Here is a 20,211-nt window from a genome sequence, read left to right on the forward strand (position 1 = left end):
GACGCCGACGATCGGTCAGAATCTTCTGTATGGCCGACCAACTTCGGGCGACGTTCGAGGCAAGCTCGCATTGCGGAGCCGTGTATCGATCCTGCTGTCCGACGTGTCCTGGCATCCTGCTCCCTCACCATCCGCAGAGTATGCCGATTTCCGTTCTGCCAATTGACCCACGTCAAACTCGCTCACATCGATAGAGCGACTACATTGCGTTTGATCAAGGCGCGGCAGGGAGCGATCCTTCTATCTGCGCTCATGCAAGACGCCATGAGCCAGCTTGATCTACTTCCGACGCTGACAGCACAGCCTGGGCGGCCGCTCGCCTTCGTCGCTGGTGGCTCTTGGACAGTGGAGCATGCCGAGTTGATGGAACGGCTGCTCCGCGAGGCGGAATTGCGTCTCCACCCGGCGTCTGGCGGCGAACTCGATCTGACGGCCGTGACGGCCCTGGATACGTCCGGTGCCTGGGTTCTCGAGAAGTTGACCCGTGCGTCCGCAGGTGGCGGCGCCGTGGAAGCCCACGGCCTTACGACATCCCTGTCAGGGCTGCTCGCGCAGGCACATGGACTCAACAGGCGGCCGCCGGACATCGAACCGCGAAAGGCCTGGCCGCAGGTACAGATCGAGCGCGCAACGGACTACATGGCAAGCATGTCTCGTGATGTCGTGGCGTTTCTGCATCTGCTCGGAGCGGTCAGTGCCAGCCTCGGACTCATCATGCTGCGGCCTGCGCGGCTGCGCCTGACCTCGACCGTCTATCAGTTGTTTCGGGTCGGTTGGCAGGCGATTCCGATCATGCTGCTCATCACCTTCCTGATCGGCGCGATCATCGCCCAGCAGGGTATCTTCCACTTCAGGCGCTTCGGCGCGGAATCCTATGTGGTCGATATGGTCGGCATTTTGGTGCTGCGCGAGATCGGAGTTCTGATCGTCGCCATCATGGTCGCTGGCCGCTCCGGCAGCGCCTACACTGCCGAGATCGGCTCAATGAAGATGCGCGAGGAGATCGACGCCTTGATCACCATGGAGCGTGATCCCATCGAAGTGCTAATCGTTCCACGCGTACTGGCGCTGATCATCGCATTGCCGATCCTTGCCTTCCTCGGCTCGCTGGCAGCGCTCTATGGCGGCGGTCTCGTCGCATGGCTCTACGGCGGAATGAGCCCTGCGATCTTCATCGCGCGACTCCGCGAGGCGGTTTCCGTGACCCATTTTGAGGTCGGCCTCATCAAGGCACCGTTCATGGCCCTGGTCATCGGCATTGTCGCAGCGGTGGAAGGCTTGCGCGTGAAGGGAAGTGCCGAGTCGCTTGGCCGTCAGACTACTGCGTCGGTCGTCAAATCGATCTTTCTCGTCATCGTCATCGACGGCATCTTCGCCGTGTTCTTCGCCTCGATCGGAATGTAGGCCATGTCCGAGCCCGATGCAGCCATCCAAATCGACGATCTGGTGGTCGGCTTTGGCCGCCACGTGGTCATTGATCACCTGTCACTCACCGTCCGCCGGGGCGAGACGATGGGACTGGTCGGCGCCTCCGGAGGCGGCAAGTCCGTCCTCATGCGCGCGATGATCGGGTTGCTGCCAAAGCGAAGCGGCGAGATACGCATCGACCCGCAAATCGAACGCCGCGCGGTCAGCCGCCTAGGCGTACTTTTCCAGCAGGGAGCGCTATTCTCGTCGTTAAACGCCCGCCAGAACGTGCAGTTTCCGTTGCGCGAGAACGTCAACATCTCCGACGAGTTGTTGGACGAGATCGCCAATGCCAAGCTTGAGATGGTCGGCTTGACGGCTGCGGACGGTGAGAAATTTCCCTCGGAACTATCGGGCGGAATGACCAAGCGCGTCGCGCTTGCGCGCGCGCTCGCGCTGGACCCGGCGATCCTGTTTCTCGACGAACCCACGTCGGGGCTCGATCCCATCGCTGCGGGTGAGTTCGACTCCCTTATCACCGTGCTGCAGAAGACGCTCGATCTGACGGTGTTCATGGTTACCCACGACCTCAGTAGTCTCGCATCGATCTGTGACCGCGTCGCCGCACTCGCTGGCGGAAAGATCGTCGCGCTGGGCTCCCTCGACGACGTCCGGGCCTCGGATCATCCGTGGGTCAGGAGCTACTTCCACGGCGTACGCGCCAAGATGATCCACAGCCCCGCCGCCTAGGAGAAGAACATGGAAACGCGCGCGCCATTCGTCATCGTCGGAGCGTTCGTCCTCGCCGTGATCGTCGGCGTGTTCGGTTTCGTCTATTGGCTGAAAAACGCCGGCGCCGTCGGACGCCGAGCGACCTATCAGATCGCCTTCGACGGTCCCGTTCCCGGGCTGTTGACCGGAGCGGCGGTCCTGTTCAACGGAATCCGCGTCGGAGAAGTCACGTCGCTGCGTCTCGACCCTGCGCGTCCGCGGGCCGTGGCCGCGACCGTAGCGGTGTCCATCGAGACCCCCGTCCGCAAGGACACAAGGATCGGACTGGACTTCCAGGGGCTCACCGGCGTGCCGGTCGTTGCGCTGGAAGGTGGTAGCGACACCGCGGGTCTAAATCCCGGCGACGTCCTGCAGGCCGGCCCGGGCGCGGGCCAGAGCATGACGCAGGCGGCGCGGGATGCGCTGCGGCGCGTGGACGCCGTCCTGTCAGAGAACGCGGACCCGCTCCGCGATACGGTCGCCAACCTGAAGATCTTCGCGGAGGGGCTGGCGCGCAATACGCCGCGCGTGGACAGCATCCTGGCCGGGCTGGATCGGACAATGGGTGGCGGCCAGACGCCGCAGGCCAAGACGACCTACGACCTCGAAGCTCCTCCATTCGAGCCGGGACAGCCCCGCATGAAGGGGCAGATCACCATCGGCGAACCCACAGCGATCGCGCGGCTGCAGACGCAACGCTTCCTGTTTCCATCGGGTGAGGACCGACCCGGCTTCGCGGCTGCGCAATGGAGCGACAGCCTGCCGGCCCTCCTGCAGGCGAAGCTGCTTCAGAGCTTCGAGAACTACGACGTCGATCATCCCCCGCTGCGTCCCGACAATGCAGGGCAGGGGGGAGTGCGGATCTTGCTGGATCTTCGCAGATTCGAGATCGAACCGTTGCCCGATGCCAAGGCCGTCATCGTGATGTCGGCGAAAATTCTGGATGAGTCGAACAAGGTGGCGGCGGCTCGGATCTTCAGCGTATCGCAGCCGATCGGTGCTATGGATCCGGCCGAAGCTGCGGCCGCCTTCAACAAGGCCTTTCAGTCTCTCGCGCGCGATCTGGTGCGATGGACGGCGCGGGAATCGCAATAGGACGGCAAGAGCCGCGCCGGGATCTTACAGTCCTGCCGCGAGCGCCAGTCGCATGAGCTCCGACATGCTCCGCGCGCCGGTCTTCGCCATCAGGTTGGCCCGGTAAACCTCGACGGTGCGCGGACTGATCCCGAGATCATGTGCGATCACCTTGTTGATCTTCCCGGATACCAAGCCCTGCAGCACGTCGCGCTCGCGCGGCGACAGGTCCGCAAGACGCGCCATCGCGCCGTCACGTCCGGCGTCCGAGCCAGTGCTCGGTTTTGCTGCCATGGCGGATCGCACGGCCGAAAGTAGCGCATCGTCGTCGAACGGCTTCTCGATAAAATCGACCGCACCGGCCTTCATGGCCTCGACGGCCAGCGCGACATCGCCGTGGCCGGTGATGGCGATGACGGGACAGGGCATGCCGGCCGCCTTGAGTTTGCGGACCAGATCCAGTCCGCTCATGCCAGGCATGCGGATGTCGGAGACGACGCAATCGGGCACAGCCGTCCGGACTTGGTCGAGGAACGCCGCGGCGGTCGCGTGCGCACGCGCGTTGAAGCCGTTGACATCCAGCAGGAAGGTCAGGGAATCGCGCATGGCCGGATCGTCATCGATGATATCGATGGTGGGTCTATCGTTCATCGCGGGACCTGCTCTGCAAAGGGCAAAGTGAATTGGAAGCGGGTGCCGCCCTCTGGCACCGGCTCCGCCCAGATGCGGCCGCCATGGGCTTCGACGATTGTGCGGCAGATCGAGAGGCCGACGCCCATGCCGTCCGACTTGGTGCTGACAAAAGGCTGGAACAGGCGGCTTCGGATCTCCTCGCCGATGCCGCGCCCCGTGTCCGAGATCTCGAATAACGCGGCATCACCGTCGCGGCAGACGGTGATGGTGAGATCCCGTCGATCCTGATTAGCTACCGCTTCGATGGCGTTGCGGATCAAATTCAGAGCGACTTGCTGGATCTGGATCTTGTCGACGAGAATAGTCGGCATGTCCGGTTCGGCACGCAGAGTCACGTGAATGCCGAGATCCCGGGCTCCGAAAAGGGCCAGCGCCGCCGCCTCTTCCAGCAAAGTGCCAGGATTCTCCAGCGCTGACTGCGTCTCGCCCTTGGCCACGAACTCCCGTAGCCTGGTAATGATCTCTCCCGCGCGCAACGCTTGTTCGGCTGTCCGGTCGAGCGCATCTGCTATCCGCGATCGGTCGGGATCCGTCTGCTTGAGCAGTGTCTTTGCGCCGCGCACATAGTTCGTAATGGCGGACAGGGGCTGATTGAGTTCATGCGCTAAGGAGGATGCCATCTCTCCCATCGCGGTCAGCCGGGAGACGTGAACAAGCTCCGACTGCAACTCCTGAACCCGTCGTTCTTGGACGCGTCGCTCGGTGAGATCGCGAATGAAGCCGGTGAAGAACCGTTCGCTGCCGATGTTCGCTTCGCCGACAGCCAGCTCCATCGGAAACGTAGAGCCGTCCTTACGTTGCCCGACGACGATGCGTCCGATTCCGATAATGCGGCGCTCGCCCGTTTGTGAATAGCGGTCAAGATAGCCATCATGCTCGGTCCGGTATGGCGGTGGCATCAACATGGATACGTTCCTGCCTATCGCCTCAGCGGCGCTCCATCCGAACAACCGCGCCGCCGTTGCGCTGAACGAACGCATGATCCCCTTTGTATCGATGACAATCATCGCTTCTGGTACGGTGTCTAAAATTGACTGAAGGTGAGCCTCGCCTTCCCGTGCGCGATTGGACTCCTTGACCAGCCGATCACCCATGAAGCCTAAGACCGGTCCTACTACGGCAAAAAATGAAAGGTCAATGAGGTTGGCGGGATGCACCAGCAATTCCCTACCAATGATGGCCGCACCACCAATGATACATAATACTGTGGCAAAGATGGCGGGACCTCGACCTCCCACGAAGGCGGCGAAGAGTACGACTGGGACGTATATGACCGTAAAGGTGCGCCCCTCCAGATACGGTTCGAGCAGCATTCGCAACAAAATCGCGGTGGCCGCCGCCGCCGCCGCGACGCCATACGATATCAAGTGCGCCGCTCGTCCGTTCAAGTCGTAGTCCCCCAGATCAGCTTGCAGTCAGGCCATTTAATGGGAAACGGCTCACCGCGCGGAAATCCTTCCACATCTACTGGTTTTGTGCCAAGGTAAAATGCTTTCGTCACCGCGGGCGATCACTAATGGATAGGACCGTAGCCGATCTGAACATCGCGCACTTCAAGCGCCTGCTCGAGGCCGAAACGGACGCCGACAAGCGGGACCTGCTCACGCGATTGCTGGCCTTGGAAGAAGCCAAGCTTGCCGCATCACCGGACACCGGACCACCTGCCGGCAAGGCTTCCGGCGGTTAATCGGATCTCCGCCAAGATCGCCAATGGGTCGGATCAACCTTGATGACGGCTTGGGTTTCCGAGTGTATCCAACCTCCCGGTCGGCGACGGCAGGGAAAGACGAGTGCATGAACGACGTCGCGCTCGATGACTGCGAGCTCAAGATCGCAGTTATCGGGAGCGGATTGGATGCCTTGCCACTGCTGTTCGATCGGCATGTCCGCCTCCCGTCGTACCCGCAGGCCGTCCGCGTTTACGGGGTACCGAATTCGGTAGCATTTTCCGACGCTTTCGTTTCCACAGCGCCGACCGGCGAGAAGAAGCGCATTTCAAGCTCGCCGAGAGCCCTCGCACTGTCCAACGAGTAGCTGGCATCGTCGGCGGCGTTCTTCATCGCGCTCTCGATCCATTGTTCGCAAAGCTTGATCTTTTCGCCGATTGCGGGTGTTCCACCGAGCTTGAACAGCAACTGCCAGGCTTCGGTCGAATCTTTCTGAATCCGCTCAAGCCAATGCTGGTTAATCTCGCCCACCTTCTTGGCGAGCTCCGATTGAACTGCAGCCGCCTGCGCGGCGCGCTGGCGCAGCGCGGTTGCGAGGACGCTATGCGGAACGCCGTTGTTTTCAGACATTGATGCCTCCATGGCGGCCTGGTTTAATCATGAGCTTCTGCGCCATGTTGATCCGCGCGGAGCCTGAGACTTTGACGTGGGTCAAAAATCTCATGAAATTGCCGGCCGAACGGACCGCTGCGCATGCGGCGGCTTCACGGACGTGTCCCAACGCAGCAAGCTCAACTATCTTCGGGTCTCTAAGTGACGACCGGCCATTTTGAGGTGGCCAGTTGGGACGTTTTGGGGATTATTCTCCGCATGATGTCTGCAAGGCGGCAAATTTTGGCGAACGCTCGCGAACGATAAACTCGCGCGGCTGCGCGGATGCATTGCCGATGATCTTTGATGCCGAGGGCAAAACCGGCAATCTGCGCAAGCTGATTTTCTTCGCACGAATGGTGCCCCGTCGGATCACCCGATCACCGTAACGACAGGTTGGCCGCTCTCTGCCCGTCCGATAACACGCGCGTATGGATGACCATCCTCGACGATCTGGCGCGTGATCGCCTCCGCGCGATCTGCACGGCAGGCAATCAGCAATCCGCCGGACGTTTGCGGGTCAGTGAGGAGTTGGCGTTGCCATTCGGGACGACCAGGATCGAGGCGAACCTCGTGTCCGTAACTTGCCCAGTTGCGGCCGGAGGCTCCGGTCAGGAAACCCTGTTCAATCAATTGTCGAGCTTCGGGGAGCACGGGAATATCCGCTGCGTTCAATATGACGCTGAGGTCCGACCCGCGAGCCATTTCCAGACTATGCCCGAGCAGGCCGAACCCGGTCACATCCGTCATGGCATGCACCGACGCATCTGCAGCGAGCTTCGTTCCGACGCGATTGAGCCGTGTCATCGATCCAATCATATCGGCATAGGCGACGTCCGATAGCGCGCCTTTCTTGAAAGCAGCCGCATAGACGCCGACGCCGAGCGGCTTGGTCAAAATGACGGCGTCTTCGGCCTGTGCTTCGGAATTGCGGCGGATATCTTTTTTCTTGCAGGTGCCGATGACGGCAAGTCCGTAGATCGGTTCGGGAGAATCGATGGAGTGGCCACCCGCGATTGGAATGCCGGCGGTCGCGCAAACTGCTGCCCCGCCCGCGAGAATCTTTGCCGTCATCTCTGTGGGCAACTTGTCGATGGGAATTCCGAGGATTGCCAGAGCCATGATCGGGGTTCCGCCCATGGCGTAAATGTCCGATATCGCGTTTGTCGCGGCGATACGCCCGAAGTCGTAGGGATCGTCTACCATCGGCATGAAGAAGTCCGTCGTTGCAATAACGCAGGTTCCATCTTCAAGCCGCCACACCGCAGCATCGTCACCGGTCTCGGTGCCGACCAGCAGCTGCGCAAAAGGCTGCGCTGCGGATTGACGCGCGAGCAACTGTTGCAGAACCGAGGGCGCCAGTTTGCAGCCGCAGCCGCCGCCATGCGCAAGGCTGGTGAGGCGTATGTCGTGGATATTCATGTGTTCAACTCGTGCGGTGTGGATGTGGCGCTCCTGCGGATCGGACGACGCGCATGTGCGGGCGACGAATTGCCGAATTCTTCGCGCAGGCAGGGCAGCATCGCGCTGGGTACAGCAGGATCGATGTGGCGCTGTAGTCCAGGTAGATGGGCTTCATGGTGATCGTTGTCGGTTCGCGATCTTCAAGCGGAGACCTCCGGCGCGCACCTGCACCGTTGTCACGATTTAGGCCGCTACGATCAGGCCGGCACATTCCACGACAAGACCGTGCAAGTCTGTTCTTGGATGCTATTCCGGCGTTTGACGGGGAGAAAACTGCTTCGGTGGCCCTTGCAGGTCTTTGCCCGTTGCCATCGCAGGCTGATCCTTCGCTGCTTCGGCGTCTTGCGGACCTGTTGTTTGACCGATCGTTTGAGAGTTCTGGTCGCGGGCTCCGCCAGTCCAGCCCGTCGAGCCCTTGCCATCTGGCGCGGTGCCGGAGCCGCTGGAGTGCGGAGCTGCTGCGGGCTGTTCCCTCGCATTGGCCGACGGATCGTTGGTCTGGGCAAACGAATACGTCGCCGACACCATGACAACGGCGGCCAACAGAATAAGACCAATGTTTTTCATCATCGCCTCCGATGCGGGATGGGATGAAAAACGGATGGCCGGAACAAAAGGTTCCAGGACTCGGAGAAGAGCCGACGAAATAAACCGGGTGCCGTAAGCGTGGCGCCCGCTGAATATGGTGGCAACTGCGCATCACGTCGCCGTCAGTTCCTTGGACGTGATCGTGTATTTGAAGGTATCAGGATCGAGGCAATCGAGGCGCATGCTGGCGGTCTCGGCCTGCGGATACATCAAGAAGCCAAGCTTCGGACCATTCGTTCCCGGCAAGGCGATGTCGTGTGCGAAATTATAAGCCAGCCAGTTCGTCTCCCATGATCCAAACAGGGCCTGGCGGGCTGCCACGACCTTGGGATCATCGAGTTGGAGATTGGCCGGCGGTTCCTCGAGTGCGACCTTGCGCACGTCGGCCGGATCGACCGGGACCCAGCCGAAGCCGGCGAGATAGACTTCCGAACGGCAATGTTGTGCCTTGGAGACCACCGCGGACCCGGCGCCGAGACTCTTGTAGCCGAATTTCGACGGAGCGATGCGCAAGCCGTAGACATCGCGGGCGGGAAGATCCGCTGCTCGCGCAAGACCGACATAGAGCGCGTTGATGTCCGCACATTTTCCGCCAAGGTTTCCGCTCTTGAGCATCGATGCGATATCGCCGATGCCGCAACCGCGGACCTTGGCGTCGCGGAATGTATTCTCGACTACCCATTCGTAGATTGCGCGCGCTTTCTCGAGATCGGTTTGGGCGTCCTTTACAATCTTGTCCGCAGTTTCCTTGACGATGCCATCGGTCGGGATCAATTCGGTTGAGCCCGTGTAGAGCTTTCGTTCAGCGGCGGATAACGCCGCCACCCCGCCGGGTTTGGACAGATCAATCGCCCTGTCCTGAACCTTGATGACACTGATGACCTCGATCACAGGCGCAGTCTGATCGTCGCCCCACTGCGCATGAACCATACCGGCCCCGTATTTCGGATCATGCCTGAGCGCGGCCTTGCCGTTGGTCGTCCATTGACTTGGAGAGGATGTGAACCAGTCCTTTTCGTTGACGGACGGAACGGGAATCCAGGCCTGTGTCTTGCCCTTGGCATTCGCTATTTCCAGACGCGTGACGATCTGAAATTCGCGCCATGCGCCCGGACGTGGAGCAAATGCTGCCTGAGCCGTCGCGTGCCGGGGAAATCCCGCCACAAATGAAATCGCGGCGCCGGCCTTCAAGAGATCGCGTCGATTAAAATCCATGATCGCCTCCGCCCTGGTTCTGTTTTGAATGATCGGATGTGGTTTTGATCGCATGAGCGTCGTTGCCGATAAGCTTTCCAGTCGCCGGCGCGATCTCGATCGTGTCCCATGCGAAGTCGGATTCGACCACGAGGATGGGCTTCAGATTCGCGTCGAGGAGGTAGGTCGTGGGGAGTGCGCTGACATTCCAGGACTTCGCCACGGTCCGCTCGCGATCCAGCAGCACGGGAAAATTGACCGGCGTCTGTTCGAGGAAACGTTTGATCCGTTGATCGGCATCGGCAACGGATATGGCGATGACTGATACGTTAGCTGCCGAGCGGTCGAAAAAGCGGGTGAGGGCGGGCAATTCTTCGCGGCATGGCGCGCACCACGTCGCAAAGAAATGGACGAGCACGGTGCGGCCTTTAAAGGACGTGAGAGGAACAAGTCTCCCGTCCAAACCCGGCAAGGAAAAATCAGGCTTTGCAGGTTCGTCGATGCGCTTCAAATCAGTCGCGCGCGAGTCCGACGAGAATGCCAATAGAAAAAGTGTCGCCAGAATCGTGATTCTGAACGAGAGCCCTATGTCTCCAAACTGCGCGCCCCGAAACTCGGGAGCCGATGGATAGGTCACGCCACATTCTGGGGATCAACGTGCGCTGGCGTCAACGCAATTCGATGTGTTTACAGAGGCGATTCAGCGCAGTTGACGACACGAGCGATCGCCGTACTGCGGCGACTACCTGCTACGACGCCATCGGCCCCTGTTTCCCGATCAGCTTGAATGTTGCGGCGCGGCAGACATTCTTCCAGGCGCGACATTTGTATACGTTGACTTTAACTATCTCTGAACATTACGTTATCGATGCTTAGATGGATTCTACTTCCAGCGCGCTCATGGCGCGTCCGACATGGCGTCCCCCGAAGGGGCCGTGATCTCGAAGGAGAACCAGCCATGAATATGGAAATCTCGCGACGTCAATTTATGAAAAGCGCCGGTGGTGGGGTAGCGGGTACTACACTCGGCGCTCTTGGTTTCGGCGGAATTGAGGCGGCTCTGGCATCGTCGATCCGTCCTTTTAAACTGACCGGGGTCACGGAAACCCGCAACACCTGCACCTACTGCGCCGTCGGCTGCGGCATCATCATTTACTCCAAGGGCAGCCTGGCGAAGGGTGAGAGGGCCGACATCTTCCACGTCGAAGGCGATGCCGATCACCCCACCAACAGAGGCACGCTCTGCCCCAAGGGTGCAGCACTTCTCGACATGGTGCATGCGGAGACCCGCCTGACACATCCGATGCTTCGCAAACCCGGCTCGGACAAGTTCGAGCAGATCACCTGGGACGTGGCGCTCGACCGCATCGCGCGGCTGATGAAGGATGACCGTGACAAGAACTTTGTCGCCAGAAACCGCGATGGCGTTACGGTCAACCGCTGGCTGAGCACCGGTTTCCTCGCTGCTTCTGCAACGACCAATGAAACCGCGTGGACGACCTACAAGGTCGTTCGCAGCACCGGGATGCTGGTATTCGATAATCAAGCGCGCGTTTGACACGGCCCCACGGTAGCCAGTCTGGCTCCAACATTTGGCCGCGGCGCGATGACGAATTCGTGGACTGATATCAAGAACACGGATCTCGTGATCATTATGGGCGGCAACGCAGCCGAAGCGCATCCTTGTGGATTCAAATGGGTTACGGAGGCGAAAGCCAACCGTGGCGCGAAGCTGATTGTCGTCGATCCGCGCTTTACCCGTTCGGCGTCGGTCGCTGATTTGTATGCGCCGATCCGCCAGGGAACGGACATCGCGTTCCTGCTCGGCGTGATCAAGTACTGCATCGACAACGACAAGGTGCAGTGGGAGTACACCAAGGCATTCACCAACGCGCCGTATATCGTGAAAGAGGGCTTCGGCTATCAGGATGGCCTGTTCACCGGCTATGACGAGGCCAAGCGCGATTACAACAGGTCGAGCTGGGATTATGAGCTTGGCCCGGATGGCTATGTGGTCTCCGACGATACGCTGCAGAATCCGCGTTGCGTGTGGAACCTGCTGAAGCAGCATATTGCGATCTACACGCCGGAAATGGTCGAGCGGATCTGTGGAACACCGAAGGACAAGTTCCTGAAGGTGGCGCAGATGATCTCGGAGTGCTCGTCGCCGACCAAGACGATGACATCGATGTATGCGCTCGGCTGGACCCAGCATTCGAAGGGTTCGCAGAACATTAGAGCCATGGCGATGTTGCAGCTCATTCTGGGCAATATCGGCGTGCGCGGCGGGGGCATGAATGCTCTGCGCGGTCACTCCAACATTCAGGGATTGACCGATATCGGGCTGATGTCGAACCTGATCCCGGGCTATCTGACCATCCCGACGGAGAAAGAGCCGACCTTCGACACCTATATGTCGACGCGCGGCTTCAAGCCGTTGCGCCCGGATCAGATGAGCTACTGGCAGAACTACAAGAAGTTCTTCGTCAGCTTCTTGAAGTCGATGTGGGGCCCGGCGGCGACGCCGGAAAACAACTTCGCTTATGACTACCTGCCGAAGCTCGATCTTCCGGGCTACGACATCTTGCGCGCCTTCGAATTAATGAACGAGGGCAAGATGACCGGGTACTTCTGCCAGGGGTTCAATCCCCTGTTGGCGTTCCCGAACCGCAAGAAGGTCACGGACGCGCTGTCCAAACTCAAGTTCCTCGTCGTCATGGATCCTCTGCAGACCGAGACGGCGCGGTTCTGGGAAAATCACGGCGAACATAACGACGTCAACTCGGCGAGTATCCAGACCGAGGTGATCCAGCTTCCCACGACCTGCTTTGCCGAAGATACCGGTTCGCTCACGAATTCGGGGCGGCAGTTGCATTGGCACTGGGCGGCCGGCACGCCGCCGGGCGAAGCCAAGCATGACACATGGATCATGGCGCAGCTCCATCTGCGTCTGAACGAGCTGTACAGGAAAGAGGGCGGTGCATTCCCGGATGCCATGCTCAATCTGGCTTGGGATTACAAAGATCCGGAAGAGCCAAGTCCGGAAGAGCTGGCGAAGGAGTTGAACGGTTCGGTGCTCGAAACGGTCATGGACCCGAACGATCCAACCAAGGTCCTGCTTGAGAAGGGCAAGCAGGTGGTCAGTTTTGCCGCCCTGCGCGACGATGGAAAAACAGCCTCCGGCTGCTGGATCTATTCTGGCTGCTACAACGAGGCAGGCAATAACATGGCCCGCCGCGATAACAGCGATCCGGATGAAACTGGTGCGTTCTCGAAGTGGGCGTGGTCCTGGCCTGTCAACCGCCGCATTATTTACAATCGTGCGTCGGCGGACACCAACGGTAACCCCTGGGATCCGAGCCGCAAGCTACTGTGGTGGGACGGCGCGAAGTGGACCGGCTATGACGTGCCGGACATCGCACCCAACGCCAAGCCGGGTGTGGTGGGGCCCTACATCATGAACCCCGAAGGCACCGCGCGCCTGTTTACGCGGGGCATGATGCGCGACGGGCCGTTCCCGACGCATTACGAGCCGTTTGAATCGCCGGTCGTCAACGTCATCGCCCCGAAGATTCGTGGCAATCCTGTCGCCCGCGTATTCAAGGCCGATATGGAGCAGTTCGGCGAAGCCAGCGAGTTTCCATACGCGGCGACCTCCTATCGGCTCACCGAGCACTTCCATTACTGGACCAAGAACGCCCATATCAACGCGTCGCTGCAGCCTGAATTCTTCGTCGAGATATCCGAGCAACTGGCCAGGGAGAAGAACATCAAACTGGGCGGCTGGGTCCGGGTCTGGTCCAAGCGCGGATCGGTGAAGGCGAAGGCCGTGGTGACCAAGCGGATCGCGCCGCTGATCTGTGACGGCAAAACGGTCCATGTGGTCGGCATTCCCCTCCACTGGGGTTTTATCGGCGCGGCAAAGAAGGGATGGGGGCCGAATTCGCTCTCGCCCTTTGTCGGCGACGCCAATATCGAGACGCCTGAATACAAGGCATTTCTGGTCAATATCGAGCCCATCGCCGGGCCGGTGGCATAGGGAGGCACGCACATGTTTCCTCCGCTTCCCAACCCGACTGTGAAGCCGACGCCTGCTCAATTTGGCGAGCAGGATCTGATCCGGCGTTCGGCATCGAATGTAGCGCCGCCGGCGCGCCAACTCACGGCTGTTGCCAAATTGATCGATACATCCAAGTGCATCGGCTGCAAGGCATGTCAGGCTGCGTGCCTTGAGTGGAATGATCTGCGCGAAAAGGTCGGAGTCAATTCCGGTGTCCTGGACAATCCGCTCGATCTCACGCCAAACAGTCTGACCGTCATGCGGTTCAGCGAGTGGATCAATCCCGAGACACAGAATCTCGAATGGCTGATCCGCAAGGACGGCTGCATGCATTGCGCGGATCCTGGCTGCCTCAAGGCGTGTCCGGCGCCCGGCGCGATCGTGCAGTATTCCAATGGCATCGTCGATTTCGACCACGATAGATGCATTGGTTGCGGATATTGCATCAAGGGATGCCCCTTCAACATTCCGCGCATCTCGCAGGTAGACCACAAGGCGTACAAGTGCACGCTCTGTTCGGATCGCGTCGCCGTCGGACAAGGCCCGGCCTGTGCGAAGGCCTGTCCGACCCAAGCGATCGTGTTCGGCACCAAGGAGGAGATGAAGCAGCACGCCGAGGGCCGCATCAAGGATCTTAAGTCGCGCGGCTTCAAGAATGCCGGTCTTTACGATCCACCGGGCGTGGGCGGGACCCATGTCATGTACGTGCTGCATCACGCCGACAAACCGGAGATCTACGCGAATCTCGCAAGGGACCCGAGGATCAGTCCGATCGTTGAATTGTGGAAGGGTGTGACGAAGTATGCAGGCCTTGCCGCGATGGGTGGCTTCGCGGCGTTCGGTTTCCTTCACTACCTGATTTCGGGTCCCAACAAAGTTTCCGAAGAGGATGAAAAGAAAGCCGAGCAACTGACCGGGAGTGACGTGTCATGACCGCTTATGACGTTGAACGCGGTGATGCCGTCCATCCGGGAAAGCCCGTCACTGTCGATCGCTATACCGGCGGTGCGCGTATCAACCACTGGATCACGGCGACTTGCCTGGTCCTGTTGGCCTTGTCCGGACTCGCATTGTTTCATCCGAGCCTGTTTTTCCTGACCGGGCTGTTCGGTGGAGGACAGTGGACGCGTGCGATCCATCCCTGGATTGGCGTTGTGCTGTTTTTCAGCTTCACCGGCCTGTTCATTCGGTTCTGGCGGGCGAACCTGTGGAAGGCTGAGGATGGCACCTGGCTCGCGCGGCTCAAGGACGTGCTGACCGGTCACGAAGAACGCTTGCCGGAGGTTGGCAAGTACAATGCCGGTCAGAAGGCGGTTTTCTGGGGGATGTCACTTCTCATCCTGGTTCTGATCGCGAGCGGTTTTGTGATCTGGGACCAGTACTTCGCTGCGTATTCGACGATTGACCAGAAGCGTATCGCGGTTCTCATCCATGCGGTCGCCGCGGTGACGATCATCTGCGTCTGGATCGTGCACGTCTATGCCGCCATCTGGGTGCGCGGCACGATCAGCGCGATGACGCGAGGCCGCGTCACCGGCGGGTGGGCATGGCGGCACCATCGCAAATGGCTCCGGGAATTGGTCGGAGGGAAGGAACGTCGTTCTTGATCGCGGGTTATATCATGTCGGCTTAGGGAGTTGTCGAGGTGCACGTGGCCCGGCGGGTTCGTGAGGTCATTGATGGATAAGGTCGACACGCCTGGGCGCGATCCTGTGCCGATCGGCGAGATCGCCGAGCCGCCGTTTGCGCGTCTCCCCGATCCGTCGACATTATTTCAACTCAGAGCAGAGCGTTTCCGCGATCTGGCTGCCGGAAATGGACTGGCGCCTTTTCTCTATTTCTTAGCGGACCTTTCGTCCTGTCAGCACCGGTTGCAGGACGATCTGCCTGACGTCGACCTCCCAACCTCCGAGGATCGCGAGCGGGCCCGCGCCTATGGGATGCCGCCGCTTGATCGCAATCGCTTCACGGTGGATGCCGCTTTTGATGCAACGCTCGGTCGCCTGCTGCAGGCGGTGTCGCTGGTCGAAATGCCGGACACTGCGAGGACTGCACTGGCGCGTGTTACCGGCACGGACTCTGAGGCGCGGATCGCCATGGCGCAGGCTGTGCTTGCGAACGAAATCCCCGTCGAGGAATTTGCTGAGCATGTCTTTGTGGCCGCGGCACTGCAGGTCCACTTCGCGCGCCTGGCTTCAAAACTCGATGCCAAAAAGTTGGTCCCGGTTGGCGATGGCGTGTGTCCCTCCTGCGGCGACGCCCCGGTGGCCTCAATGGTGGTGGGATGGCGGGGTGCCCACGGCGCGAGATACTGCATGTGTTCGTTATGCGCGACGCAGTGGCATTATGTCCGGATCAAATGCACGCTGTGCAGCTCGACCAAAGGCATCGCCTATCGCGAGATCGAAGGAGGGGACGGGACCGTCCTGGCGGAAACCTGCGAGTCGTGCCGCGGCTACGTCAAGATTCTGCACCAGCACAAAAAGCCAGAGCTCGACCCGATGGCCGACGATGTCGCCAGTCTTGGCCTGGATTTATTGTTGCGGGATGACGATTACTGGCGCGGTGGCCTCAACCTCTTCTTGCTTGGCTATTGAGGCAGGTCATGGAGAAAATCGTAACCGCTAACCTGCGCAGGCTTCCTTCGGTGGACGGGGTGCTCAAGACTGCCGTTGCGGCTGATGCGATCAGGCGCTTCGGCAGGCCGGCCGTCGTCAGCGCAGTCCGTCATGTGATCTCTCAATCCCGCGGAAACGGGGCTGTGCCGGACCGGCCGGAGGAGGTGACCGCAGCGGCTGTTTCGCTGCTCGAAGCGCAGGAGCGGCCGAAGCTCCGGCCCGTGTTCAATCTGACCGGAACTGTCCTGCACACCAATCTTGGCCGCGCTGTTCTCGCCGAATCTGCGATCGAGGCCGCGGTTACCGCGATGCGCTCGGCGATGGCGCTCGAATTCGATCTTGAAGGAGGGCGCCGCGGGGAGCGCGACGATCACCTGCGTGACCTCTTGTGCGAACTCACCGGCGCCGAGGATGCGACTGTCGTCAACAACAATGCCGCGGCAGTTCTGATCGTGCTCAACACGCTTGCGCATCGGCGCGAAACAATTGTTTCGCGCGGGGAGTTGATCGAAATCGGCGGGGCGTTTCGGATGCCCGAGATCATGTCCCGTGCGGGCACGAAACTCGTCGAGGTCGGGACGACCAACCGCACACACAAGAAAGATTATGTTGGAGCGATCGGCGCGAAGACGGGGATTATCTTCAAGGTTCACACCTCGAATTATCGGATCGAAGGTTTCACCAAGGAAGTAGGCGCTCGCGAACTGGCGGCGTTGGCCGTCGAACGGAGTATCCCGATGGTCCACGATCTGGGTTCGGGAACGCTGGTCGATCTTGCGCAGTTTGGCCTTGCCCATGAGCCGACAGTCGCTGAGGCGATTGTGGATGGCGCCGATGTCGTCACCTTCTCCGGCGACAAATTGCTGGGCGGTCCACAGGCCGGATTCATCGTGGGCCGTAAGGATCTGATCGCCGCCATCAATCGCAATCCGATGAAGCGGGCCTTGCGTCTGGACAAGATGCGGATTGCCGCGATTGAAGCAACGCTGAAACTCTATCGCGATCCGGACAGGCTTGCTCAGCGGCTTCCCACTGTCCGGCTGTTGTCGCTTTCCCGATCGGCTATTGAAGCGTGTTCGCGTCGGCTGCTGCCAGATGTGCAGGCCGCGGTCGGCCCGTTATTTTCCGTTGAGGTTACGGCCTGCGAAAGCCAGATCGGTTCGGGAGCTTTGCCGCTGGTCACCATGCCAAGCGCCGGCCTTGCCATCCGCTCGTTGTCGGCGCGTGGTGCCGGGCGTCTCCTGAAACGCCTGGCAGAAGGATTGCGCGATCTCGATATTCCTGTGATCGGAAGAATCGAGGAGCAGGCGCTGGTTCTCGATCTGCGATGCCTCGATGACGAACGCGCCTTCGCAAGGAATCTCGAATCGCTCGACCTTTCGGAGAAAAGCAATGAGAGCGCCTGACGCCGTTGCCCGGACGATCGATGCACAATCGGTTTCGGCTCAGATGGATGCCGCCTCTGAAGCCGCGGACCGCGGAGATTATCAGAGAGCCCTCGAAATATGGGGACCGCTCGCTCACGCGGGAATAGCCCGGGCGCAGGCCCATATCGGAACATGCTTTGCCGAAGGTTGGGGTGTCGAGCCGGATTTCGTGCTCGCAGTGAACTGGCTGACATTGTCGGCAGATGCAGGTGATCCGGCGGGGCAACGAAATCTGGCTGCCCTCTATTTCAGGGGAGACGGCGTCAAGGAGGATTTCAGGCGCGCGGCCGCGCTCTATCGCTCCGCCGCAGAGGCTGGCGATGGGCCAGCGCAGGACATGTTGAGCTGGATGCTGCTCGAAGGAGAGGTGATTGTTCACGATTACGCTGATGCGCGGAAATGGGCATTGGCGGCCGCCGAACAGAACATCGCCTCATCCATGACCCGTCTGGGAATGCTCTATCATAACGCCATTGGCGTTGAGCGCGATCCTGCGCTGGCGGTTTACTGGTGGCGTCGGGGTGCAGAGCGTGGAGATGCGGACGGTCAGGCCATGCTCGGAGCCGCATATTATCTCGGAGCAGGCGTCGAACGACATCCGCGCCAGGCTCTGATCTGGCTGTTGCGGGCTCATGCCGGTGCAAGCCCGCTTGCACCGCGATTTCTCACTGCGGCACGTTCGGTCCTTTCGGACTCCGAAGTCGCGGAGGCTGAACAATGCGCGGCGCTGCCGCTACCCGAACCATCATCATGATTATCGGAACCGCGGGCCATATCGATCACGGAAAAACGTCATTGGTGCGTGCGCTGACCGGTGTGGAAACGGATCGCCTGAAGGAGGAAAAGGCCCGCGGCATTTCCATCGATCTTGGTTTTGCCTACCTTCCGGCGCCGGATGGAACGGTTCTTGGGTTTGTCGACGTCCCGGGCCACGAGAAATTTATTCATAACATGCTCGCAGGAGCCACCGGAATCGATTTTGTGATTCTGGTCGTCGCGGCCGATGACGGGATCAAGCCTCAGACGCTGGAGCATCTGGCGATTGTCGATCTTCTGGGAATCGAGAGAGGCGTTGTCGCGTTGACAAAAACGGACATTGTTTCCCGGTCGCGGCAGGACGACGTGTCGAAGGATATCACGCAACTGCTGCAGCAATCGAAGCTGGCCGGCTCTGACATCTTTCGGGTTTCGACCGTTCGCGGCGAAGGCATAGCCGAGTTGCGGGATTATTTGTTCGGTCTCGCCAAGACAATTGGCACGCGAGCGTCTTCGGACCTTTTTCGCCTTGCTGTCGATCGATCCTTCACGCTTCCCGGCACAGGAACCGTCGTCACCGGCACGGTTCTGTCCGGAGCCGTATCGAACGGCGATCACGTCATGATTTCTCCCCCCGGTGTGGCAGCTCGCGTGCGCTCCGTTCATGCGCAGAACCGTCCATGCGCGCGCGGTGTCGCCGGTCAGCGGTGTGCTCTCAATTTGGCGGGGGAGGGTATCAGCAAGGATGCGATTTCCCGCGGTGACATGGTTCTTGACCAGAGGCTGCACGCGCCGACAAGCCGAATTGATGTGGAGTTACAGCTGCTCGCTTCAGAGTCTAAACCAGTCACGCAATGGATGCCCGTCCATCTCTTTCATGCGTCGGCGGACGCCGGGGCGCGTCTGGTTTTGCTGGAAGATACGCCGTTAATGCCCGGTCAAACCGGCGTGGTGCAGTTCGTGCTGAATCGGCCCATAGCTGCAGCGGTCGGGGATAGATTCGTTGTGCGCGACACTACCAGCCAGCGAACAATCGGCGGCGGGAAATTTCTGGATCTGCGCGCACCGGCCCGCAAACGGCGATCGCCGGAGCGGATGGCTCAATTGCGTGCTTACCGCATCGATGATCCCGAGGTGGCGCTGGCGGCCTTGCTTGAGATTCCGCCGTGGTTTGTCGAACTGTCGGCGTTTGCGCGAGACCACGTTTTTCCGGAGAGCCACGTTCAGAAGATCGTCGATCATTTGTCCGCTGTCACTTCGCGCACAGCCGGCGGCGTATTCGCCATGTCCGCGCCGGTATGGCTCGAGTTCAAGCGAAGTTTGCTCGCGACGCTGCAGGTATTTCACGCGGATAACCCCGATTTACAGGGTATGGGTCTCGAGCGCTTGAGGATGCAGCTTGAGCCGCGTCTGCCGGCACCGGTGCTGCTTTCGATTCTCGGCGGGCTTGTCCGCAGCAAGGAGATCGCTCTGGATGGGGCGTGGGTGCGCCTGGCTGGGCATGAAGTGCGCCTGACCGTCGAGGATGAAAAGCTCTGGCCGAGGATCGCGATGTTGCTTTCTGGTTCGGAGCGTTTTCGTCCACCAAGGGTGCGTGACATTGCAGGCGTTCTGGGGGCGCATGAAACCGACATACGGCGCTTGTTGAAGCTGCTTGGTCGTATGGGCAGAGTCGATGAGGTCGCACACGATCATTTCTTTTTGCGAGAGACGGTTGCCGAAATGGTCCGGATCGTCGTCGGCCTGAGCCAGAGCCAGCCGCTTGGACAGTTCACAGCCTCGCAGTTTCGCGACCGGGTGGACAATGGCCGCAAAGTCGCAATCCAGATCCTCGAATTCTT

Annotated in this window: 17 protein-coding genes and 1 pseudogene; 11 read left to right on the forward strand and 7 right to left on the reverse strand. The window is 60.3% G+C overall.

The genetic code is table 11. From position 1 onward, the window contains the following. The first annotated feature begins 264 nt into the window (after positions 1 to 264). The 3 genes from AB8A27_RS03945 to AB8A27_RS03955 are packed head-to-tail and all read left to right on the forward strand — an operon-like array spanning position 265 to position 3,273. The gene (locus AB8A27_RS03945) at positions 265 to 1,404 is read left to right on the forward strand and encodes an MlaE family ABC transporter permease (RefSeq protein WP_441240776.1); all 1,140 of its coding nucleotides are present in this window, start codon (positions 265 to 267) and stop codon (positions 1,402 to 1,404) included. A gap of 3 nt (positions 1,405 to 1,407) precedes the next feature. Then, positions 1,408 to 2,157 carry an ABC transporter ATP-binding protein gene (locus AB8A27_RS03950; protein ID WP_441240777.1) on the forward strand — a complete coding sequence of 250 codons (750 nt, stop codon included), beginning with the start codon at positions 1,408 to 1,410 and terminating at the stop codon, positions 2,155 to 2,157. 9 nt (positions 2,158 to 2,166) lie between these two features. Continuing rightward, entirely contained in the window at positions 2,167 to 3,273 is a 1,107-nt protein-coding gene (locus tag AB8A27_RS03955; RefSeq protein ID WP_441240778.1) for an ABC-type transport auxiliary lipoprotein family protein, read from the forward strand. Between the two features lie 24 nt (positions 3,274 to 3,297). Here the strand turns inward: AB8A27_RS03955 and fixJ are convergent, their stop codons facing one another. Both fixJ and AB8A27_RS03965 read right to left on the reverse strand, forming a co-directional pair. Further along, complete coding sequence (gene fixJ / locus AB8A27_RS03960) at positions 3,298 to 3,903, reverse strand: response regulator FixJ (RefSeq protein ID WP_441240779.1); 606 nt, start codon at positions 3,901 to 3,903, stop codon at positions 3,298 to 3,300. Further along, positions 3,900 to 5,333 carry a PAS domain S-box protein gene (locus tag AB8A27_RS03965; protein WP_441240780.1) on the reverse strand — a complete coding sequence of 478 codons (1,434 nt, stop codon included), beginning with the start codon at positions 5,331 to 5,333 and terminating at the stop codon, positions 3,900 to 3,902. Before AB8A27_RS03965 ends, fixJ begins: the two co-directional genes overlap by 4 nt. A gap of 128 nt (positions 5,334 to 5,461) precedes the next feature. On the opposite strand from AB8A27_RS03965, the gene AB8A27_RS03970 reads away from it, so the two are divergent. Continuing rightward, positions 5,462 to 5,632, forward strand: coding sequence for a hypothetical protein (locus AB8A27_RS03970; RefSeq protein WP_441240781.1), 171 nt, complete (start codon positions 5,462 to 5,464; stop codon positions 5,630 to 5,632). 232 nt (positions 5,633 to 5,864) lie between these two features. Here AB8A27_RS03970 and AB8A27_RS03975 read toward each other — a convergent pair whose 3' ends face one another. From AB8A27_RS03975 to AB8A27_RS03995, 5 genes are all read right to left on the reverse strand, one after another. After that, positions 5,865 to 6,242 carry a hypothetical protein gene (locus AB8A27_RS03975; RefSeq protein ID WP_441240782.1) on the reverse strand — a complete coding sequence of 126 codons (378 nt, stop codon included), beginning with the start codon at positions 6,240 to 6,242 and terminating at the stop codon, positions 5,865 to 5,867. A gap of 393 nt (positions 6,243 to 6,635) precedes the next feature. Further along, complete coding sequence (selD, locus tag AB8A27_RS03980; protein WP_441240783.1) at positions 6,636 to 7,685, reverse strand: selenide, water dikinase SelD; 1,050 nt, start codon at positions 7,683 to 7,685, stop codon at positions 6,636 to 6,638. A 288-nt stretch (positions 7,686 to 7,973) separates the two neighbouring features. Beyond that, positions 7,974 to 8,297, reverse strand: a complete 324-nt coding sequence (locus AB8A27_RS03985; protein WP_441240784.1) for a hypothetical protein — start codon at positions 8,295 to 8,297, stop codon at positions 7,974 to 7,976. Between the two features lie 129 nt (positions 8,298 to 8,426). Further along, positions 8,427 to 9,530 carry a transglutaminase-like domain-containing protein gene (locus AB8A27_RS03990; RefSeq protein ID WP_441240785.1) on the reverse strand — a complete coding sequence of 368 codons (1,104 nt, stop codon included), beginning with the start codon at positions 9,528 to 9,530 and terminating at the stop codon, positions 8,427 to 8,429. After that, positions 9,520 to 10,146 carry a TlpA family protein disulfide reductase gene (locus tag AB8A27_RS03995; protein ID WP_441240786.1) on the reverse strand — a complete coding sequence of 209 codons (627 nt, stop codon included), beginning with the start codon at positions 10,144 to 10,146 and terminating at the stop codon, positions 9,520 to 9,522. The genes AB8A27_RS03990 and AB8A27_RS03995 overlap by 11 nt, the downstream gene beginning before the upstream one ends. A 321-nt stretch (positions 10,147 to 10,467) precedes the next feature. Here AB8A27_RS03995 and fdnG point away from each other — a divergent pair, with 321 nt between their 5' ends. From fdnG to selB, 7 genes and pseudogenes are all read left to right on the forward strand, one after another. Further along, complete coding sequence (gene fdnG / locus AB8A27_RS04000; protein WP_441240787.1) at positions 10,468 to 13,548, forward strand: formate dehydrogenase-N subunit alpha; 3,081 nt, start codon at positions 10,468 to 10,470, stop codon at positions 13,546 to 13,548. Positions 13,549 to 13,560: 12 nt separating this feature from the next. Next, positions 13,561 to 14,502, forward strand: a complete 942-nt coding sequence (fdxH, locus tag AB8A27_RS04005; protein ID WP_441240788.1) for a formate dehydrogenase subunit beta — start codon at positions 13,561 to 13,563, stop codon at positions 14,500 to 14,502. Next, positions 14,499 to 15,176, forward strand: a complete 678-nt coding sequence (locus AB8A27_RS04010) for a formate dehydrogenase subunit gamma (protein WP_441240789.1) — start codon at positions 14,499 to 14,501, stop codon at positions 15,174 to 15,176. The genes fdxH and AB8A27_RS04010 overlap by 4 nt, the downstream gene beginning before the upstream one ends. Before the next feature lie 72 nt (positions 15,177 to 15,248). Next, positions 15,249 to 16,166 (forward strand): formate dehydrogenase accessory protein FdhE, encoded by a 918-nt coding sequence (gene fdhE, locus AB8A27_RS04015; RefSeq protein ID WP_441240790.1) that lies wholly within the window; start codon positions 15,249 to 15,251, stop codon positions 16,164 to 16,166. Positions 16,167 to 16,174: 8 nt separating this feature from the next. Continuing rightward, positions 16,175 to 17,593, forward strand: coding sequence for an L-seryl-tRNA(Sec) selenium transferase (selA, locus tag AB8A27_RS04020; protein ID WP_441240791.1), 1,419 nt, complete (start codon positions 16,175 to 16,177; stop codon positions 17,591 to 17,593). Next, the gene (locus AB8A27_RS04025) at positions 17,580 to 18,368 is read left to right on the forward strand and encodes a tetratricopeptide repeat protein (RefSeq protein ID WP_441240792.1); all 789 of its coding nucleotides are present in this window, start codon (positions 17,580 to 17,582) and stop codon (positions 18,366 to 18,368) included. Before selA ends, AB8A27_RS04025 begins: the two co-directional genes overlap by 14 nt. Beyond that, positions 18,365 to 20,197, forward strand: a pseudogene (gene selB, locus AB8A27_RS04030) (selenocysteine-specific translation elongation factor); the annotation flags it as partial. The gene AB8A27_RS04025 and the pseudogene selB, both read left to right, overlap by 4 nt. Positions 20,198 to 20,211: the final 14 nt, after the last annotated feature.

Source organism: Tardiphaga sp. 768_D3_N2_1 (assembly GCF_052076105.1).
GTDB lineage: Bacteria > Pseudomonadota > Alphaproteobacteria > Rhizobiales > Xanthobacteraceae > Tardiphaga.